Origin of the sequence: Anabaena sp. CS-542/02 (assembly GCF_028331085.1) — a bacterium.
GTDB lineage: Bacteria > Cyanobacteriota > Cyanobacteriia > Cyanobacteriales > Nostocaceae > Anabaenopsis > Anabaenopsis arnoldii.
On sequence record NZ_JAQMTM010000053.1, the window covers coordinates 24180 to 31044 of the forward strand.

Below are 6865 nucleotides of genomic sequence, written 5' to 3' on the forward strand. Positions count from 1 at the left end.
ATTTCTGAAAATCAGAAGTAAATATGACAAACAGTTGGTGGGAATTACAGATTTTATGTGATCCAGCTCTGGAAGATTCTATCTTTTGGCGACTGGAAGATTTTGGCAGCCGTGGTACAGCCAGCGAGGGTAAAGGTGATTTGTGTCTGGTTAAGGCTTACCTGCCAAAATTGTCAACAGCAGATTTAGATTTAAGCTTGATCTCTAGCCAATTACATGAAGATGCTCTGTGTGTGGGCTTGCCTATTCCTACCCTCAGTTGTCAGTTAATCAATGAGGAAGATTGGGCTACTAGTTGGAAACAATACTGGCAACCGGAAAAAATAGGCGATCGCTTTTTGATTAATCCCGCCTGGCTACCAATACCCGCAGCACCAGACCGCCTAGTAATTCTTCTAGACCCTGGGGTGGCATTTGGTACAGGTAATCATGCTACAACTCAATTATGCTTGGAATCCCTAGAAAAGGTGGATTTTCAGGGTAAAAGTGGTCAGTTAATTGCTGATATCGGCTGTGGTTCTGGTATACTTTCCATTGGAGCATTACTACTGGGGGCAAAAAAAGTTTATGCAGTGGATACTGACCCCTTAGCGGTGCAATCAACTGTGAGCAATCGTGAGATGAATCGGATTAGCCCAGAATCCTTAGTACCGGCAGAAGGTAGTGTAGATATGGTCATGGAAGGGTTACAAGAACCAGTAGATGGCATTGTTTGTAATATTTTGGCTGATGTGATTATTCAGTTGCTTCCACAAATGAGCAACATCACTAAACCCAGTAGTTGGGGAATTTTTAGCGGGATTTTAGTAGAACAATCTCAAACTGTGGCTGATGCCTTAGAACAAAATGGTTGGATTGTTGATAACCTGTTAAAAAAGAAAGAATGGTGTTGCCTGAATGTGCGGCGTTCTCAGAGTTAGTGATGAATTCAATGGAGCAACAGATAAGACATAGTAATTTACCGGTAACTGCTACCACAGAAACACCAGATGTGAGTTTAGACTACTCATTGAGTGGGTATGATTATATATTACCAGAGGAACTAATTGCTCAAAATCCCGTATTTCCCAGGGATAGCTCCCGTTTATTAGTGGTAAATTCCTCTACCGAAACCGCACCTGCACATCATGTTTTTCGAGATTTACCAGATTTGTTACGCCCTGGTGATTTGCTGATTGTCAATGACACAAAAGTAATTCCAGCTAGGCTGTATGGCAGTAAATCTACTGGTGCTATGGTAGAGGTTTTGCTTTTGGAAGAACGAAAATATAACTGTTGGTTAGCTTTAGTTAAACCCGGGAAACGCTTCAAAATAGGATCTAGAATTTTTTTTACATCTAAAGATTCTCTACAAAATCCAAGTACCCTAACTGCTACTGTTTTAGCAACCGACCCTGCTACGGGAGGGCGTTTATTAGATTTTGATGTCCCCGATGGGAAACCTTTGATAGAGGTTTTAGAGCAATTCGGTGAAATACCTCTACCGCCATATATTACCTCATCCACTGCTGCTGATGAACAATATCAAACGGTTTACGCCCAGCAACCAGGAGCGATCGCCGCACCTACAGCAGGATTACATTTTACCCCAGAGTTACTAGATAAGTTACGCGATCGCGGCATTAATCAAGCTTTCATCACCTTACACGTGGGGGTAGGGACATTTCGCCCTGTGGAAATAGAAGACGTAACTAATCACCAGATGCATCAAGAATGGATTTCGGTTCCCCCCACTACAGTAGAACAAATCCGCGCCACCAAAGCAGCAGGGGGTCGAATTATTGCAGTGGGGACTACAGTAGTCCGCGCCTTGGAAGGAGCAGCACAGTCTGGGGATTTACAATCATTCTGTGGTCAAACAGATTTATTTATCTATCCGGGTTACCAATGGCGGGTAGTAGATGGTTTAATTACCAATTTCCACTTACCGCGTTCTAGTTTGTTGATGCTGGTAAGTGCGTTGATTGGTAGGGAGCGGTTGTTAAATATATACCAACAAGCTATAGCTGGGAAATATCGCTTTTATTCCTTTGGGGATGCTATGTTAATTCTTCCGGGATTTTAACAGTTGGGGAAGTTTGACTAAATGGTAAATCTTGATTGATGGCTTCTATCTCCTGCTGTTCTAGTTGATTTACTTCCTTAAGATAGGGATGGAGAATTTTTTCTAAGCGCCGATTGTAAAAGCGGTGCAAACTATAATTGGGTGTAGCTGGGAAACCACGGCGTTTTTTATGTCGTCCCCCAGCACCAGGATCGAAGCTTTGGATACCATGGGCGATCGCCCACTCAATTGGTGTATAATAGCAAGCATCAAAATGTAAACAGTCTATTTCTTGAAAACTCCCCCAGTAGCGTCCATATAGGCGATCGCCTTTATACAAACAAAAAGACATACCTATAGGTTGCCCTTGATCTTGCTGATGATAAGCTGGGAAAAACACCACTCGATGGCGATAGTTAGTGTGTAGCTGTTCAAAAAACTGCTTTGTCAGGTATTTACTACCCCACCAGCCAAACTTATCACAAGTATCACCATAGAACTGGTACATTAAAGGAAATAAAGAGTGAGGAATTGCATCACCAGTCACCGGTTGAAATTCTAAACCCACCTTTTCCACAGCTTTGCGCTCTCGCTTGATATTACGGCGCTGATTAGCGTTGAATAATTTTAAGTAATCATCAAAAGTTTTAAACTCCAGGTTTTCCCAAATGTAGCTATGGTGTAACCAAGTGGTAAAACCTTGGCGTTCTAGGACAGTGCGCCATTGAGGATCGACATAGAGAAAATGACACCCAGAAATTCCATGCTTAGTACACCAAGAATCTATCTCATGTACCATCATGGCTGTAATGTAGTCTTCATCTTCCCCCGGAGCAATTAAAAAACGATAACCTTCAGCGGGGGTAAATGGTGTCATTCCCAGTAGTTTGGGATAATATTGTATTCCCAAGCGATGGGCTAATTCTGCCCATTGCTGGTCAAAGACAAATTCACCATAACTATGTCCTTTCAGGTACAGTGGCGCTGCTGCTATCAAAGTCCCATCTCGCCAAAGTGTTAAGTGATTGGGTAACCATCCGGTTTTCGCCGTCACACTCTGAGAGATTTCCAAATTATTCAGCCAATCCCATTCTAAAAACGGGGTTTTCAGGGGTATTGCTAAAGCATCCCAAGCATTTTGGGGTACTTGTGCAATGTGGTTAATCCAGAGACTAGAGTAATTAGGTTTGATTTGTTTGACCATAAAACGAGACGCAAACCCCTAGCTTTAGACATGGGGATAAGTCGGTGGCGACTTCAGTCGCAGTGGAGCGAGTACGTGGTTTTAGCCACATTAAATATTATTATATAGCTTGACTTGTTGCAAAGGTTGCAGCTATTTCTTTAAGAAAAGTAGCGATCAAGCTAGGTTTAGACCTATGCTGGGCAATATCCCGGACTTCTACGAAAATTTATCACTACCTGACAAGATTATAGTCAGAAGTCGGGGATATGAGTAGTTGACTATGAGCGATCGCACTAGCGCTACAGAAGACAGCAGATCGCTTTACCCGTCAACCGTCAACCGTCAACCATCAACCATACCCCTCGCGTTTGTGGTAGGGGCGATCACACTGTAGGCAATGATTTTTACCATATTTCTCCTGTGATAATTAACACTCAGTCGGATTTATCCGACTTTAGCTATTAGACAAGGGTTTCTAACCCCTGGCCGCGGTGGGCGTTGACTATGGGTGATCGATGCGGTGGACGTTGACCGCGGACGTTGACTCTCCTGGGCAATATCCCCGACTTCTACGAAAATTTATCACTACCCGACAAGATCATAGTCAGAAGTCGGGGATATGAGTAACGGTCAACAGTCAACAGTCAACAGTCAACCTTCAACCTTCAGAAGATATCTATATTACGGTGCTGAACTGAGTTAAATGTGCTTGTATCTGGGTTAAATCCCTGGTAGCATCAGGGGCGATCGCACCTTCAATTAATTTTTCATCAGGGAAAGCACCAAACAGATGGCGTACTATCATAATCCCATCGGAAAGGGCTTTAATTTCTCCATTCCCGTCAATATCTAGGTGTTTGTTATCTACTCCTTGTTGTAAGTAGGCTTGAATTTCTGCTAGGTTGCGAGTAGCGTTAGGAGCGATCGCACCTTCAGTTAATTTTTCACCGGGGAAAGCACCAAACAGATGGCGTACTATCATAATCCCATCGGAAAGGGCTTTGATTTCTCCATTCCCGTCAATATCAAAATTCCATTCCTGCTTACTGACTAAAATCGGGTCTGCTTCTAGGCTATAACCAGGGGCTAAATTATCGGAAGTAAGATTAAGTTGAGTTCCAGTAAAGTTATCAGTGGTGGTAAAGTTAAAATCTCCTAACTTTAACGGTAGAGCTTGGTTAGGCCAATTACCAAAAAAGTCAGCATACCCAAATTGAATAAACTTGTCAGTATTCGGGTCGTTGTCAAAGTCACTAGTATCATCTCCGTCTGATAGGGGAAGAAATAGATTATTACTCAAGAGGTTTCCTACATCTTGGAAGCTCAGTTCATTAGAGTTGTAGTGCAACCGCAGACTAATACCCGTTACGGTGTTGTCACCTGTGGAAGTGTTGTAGAACAGGGGAATAGATACATCACCGCCAGGGGTAGCAGTTAAATTGTCTAATGATGTAATTTGTTGGCGCTCCCTTAATTCATCATTTACTGTGAGGATAAAGCTGTCAGAGACGCTTTCACCCGCTGTATCTCTAGCAGTGACGGTAATATCAAAAGTACCGACATCTTCATTACCCGGTGTACCGCTAAAGGTGCGAGTCACCGGATTAAAGGTTAACCATGAGGGTAAGGGTGCACCATTTTCTAATCTGGCTGAATAGGTAATGAAATCTGGAATCACCTGCTGATTCAGCAGTTGATTTCTCAAGTTTTCCGCAATAAATTGATGAGCTTTAGTAGTAGGATGTCTGTCATCCCAAAAGAAATATTCATCCGCAGATAGAGTTTCGATGATATTACTCAGAGGAGTAGTATAATTAGTAAGACCGTACTCCTGGAGGACACTGTTATCTTCCTGCAGTAAAGCAAAGTTATCTATCAAAGATAAATTGACATTCAAACTGGGCGCTAAGTTGTTTAATGCCGCACTTAAAGCAGTATTAAAGCCTGTAGTAATAGCTGTAGCCCCTGGAGCATTAGGAGTATTTCTCAAAGCGGGAATAAATCCCAAGTCTGGCAAATTAGCTACCAAAATCTCTTCAGCACCTGACTGTGCTAAGATGCCGATGGCACTACTGATATTATTTACAGCATCAGTGATAGCTTGGTTAACATCTGCTGGAATCGATAGAAAATCATTAGCACCAGCCCAAATCACATACAATCCATCTGCGCCAATAGGCGTAGTAGCAGTTAAATCAATAAATTGCTCAACCTGGGTGAGTAATCCTGGTATAGGAAAGGGTAATAAAGGATTGCTGTTAAATTCACCGGTTGTAGCACCGCCAAAGGCAAAGTTTTTCACAGTTTCCGGGGCAAATTCTAACTCACCGGCCAAATAATCAACCCAAATTAAACCGTTAGAAAAACGCCCCTGGTAATTTGGCGATGGAGGAAACAGGTTACCTGTAGCAGTGTATAACTTACCAGTATCAGAGAGACTATCACCGAAGATTACTAAATTTTTAAAGGGGTTAATTACATCTATATCGTTGAAAGTGCTTTCTGGGAAGGTGAAGTTAAAGCTTTCATCTTCTAGGGTGCTGATGTCGTCAATGGGATTCACTAAGGTTGGGGTATCATTGGATGTTCCCCCAATGGTGATGTTGGCAGTAAAGGTATTATTAGTCTCATCTGTTTCATATTGTCGGTTGTAGTAGTAATTGTCAGGATTTGTCACTACTAACAGATGATAATTACCCGCTGCTACATCATAAGGAATGAATATATTGCCTGTTAAGCTGTAACTTCCATCTATTGCCAAGGCGCTATTACCAGCCCAGAAACTGGACACATAGCGATCGCTATCATCCCATATGTCATCAGTGGATAGGTAAATATAATCATACCACTCCTCTTTAGCTATACCCTCTCCCTGATTAGTTACAGTCCAACTTACTTCTACAGACTCACCCCAACCTGCGGTACTGGTGGAAATTGTTGCTTCTGTGACTACTAAATCTGGTAAATCAACTTCGTTGATGGTAATGGGAACTGCAAAGGTATTATTAGTTTCATCTGTTTCGACTTGACCGTTCCAAGAGTAAGCATCAGTGCGGAATAACAGATAACGGTTGCCTGTAGCTGTATTGGGTAAAGTAATATTACTGCTGATGGTGTAGCTACCATCTGCTGCTAAGGGTGTTTGCTCAGAAATATATACATCTGATACATAAGTATCCCAGTAATCATATACCTCATCATCTGAGATGTAAATAGCGTCCCACCAATCTGTTTGTGCTGTTACTATTCCCTGATTAGTGACAGTCCAGGATACCTCTATGGTACTACCTATGTTACCTGATGCTGGTGCGCTGGCGGTGGTGATGACTAAATCTGGTAAATCAACTTCGTTGATGGTGATGGTAACTGCAAGGGTATTATTAGTCTGATCTGTTTCATATTGTCGGTTGTAGTAGTAATAATCGTCAGGATTTGTCACTACTAACAGATGATAATTCCCCGCTGCTACATCATAGGGAATGAATATATTGCCTGTTAAGCTGTAACTTCCATCTATTGCCAAGGGGCTATTACCAGCCCAGAAACTGGACACATAGCGATCGCTATCATCCCATATGTCATCAGTGGATAGATAAATATAATCATACCACTCCTCTTTAGCTATACCCTCTCCC

The 6865-nt window shown here is 42.3% G+C and carries 4 protein-coding genes; 2 read left to right on the forward strand and 2 right to left on the reverse strand.

Annotation, left to right across the window (positions count from 1 at the left end):
- Positions 1–23 precede the first annotated feature (23 nt).
- Both prmA and queA read left to right on the forward strand, forming a co-directional pair.
- Positions 24–920 carry a 50S ribosomal protein L11 methyltransferase gene (prmA, locus tag PN447_RS05595; protein ID WP_271761501.1) on the forward strand — a complete coding sequence of 299 codons (897 nt, stop codon included), beginning with the start codon at positions 24–26 and terminating at the stop codon, positions 918–920.
- An 11-nt stretch (positions 921–931) separates the two neighbouring features.
- Positions 932–2065 carry a tRNA preQ1(34) S-adenosylmethionine ribosyltransferase-isomerase QueA gene (queA, locus tag PN447_RS05600; RefSeq protein WP_271761507.1) on the forward strand — a complete coding sequence of 378 codons (1134 nt, stop codon included), beginning with the start codon at positions 932–934 and terminating at the stop codon, positions 2063–2065.
- Here queA and PN447_RS05605 read toward each other — a convergent pair.
- A complete protein-coding gene (locus PN447_RS05605; protein ID WP_271761503.1) occupies positions 2040–3248 on the reverse strand; it encodes a GNAT family N-acetyltransferase in 1209 nt (402 codons plus the stop codon). The two genes, queA and PN447_RS05605, sit on opposite strands and share 26 nt — an antisense overlap.
- 658 nt (positions 3249–3906) lie before the next feature.
- On the reverse strand, positions 3907–6865 hold a 2959-nt coding region (locus tag PN447_RS05610; RefSeq protein WP_271761505.1), incomplete at its 5' end, for an SGNH/GDSL hydrolase family protein.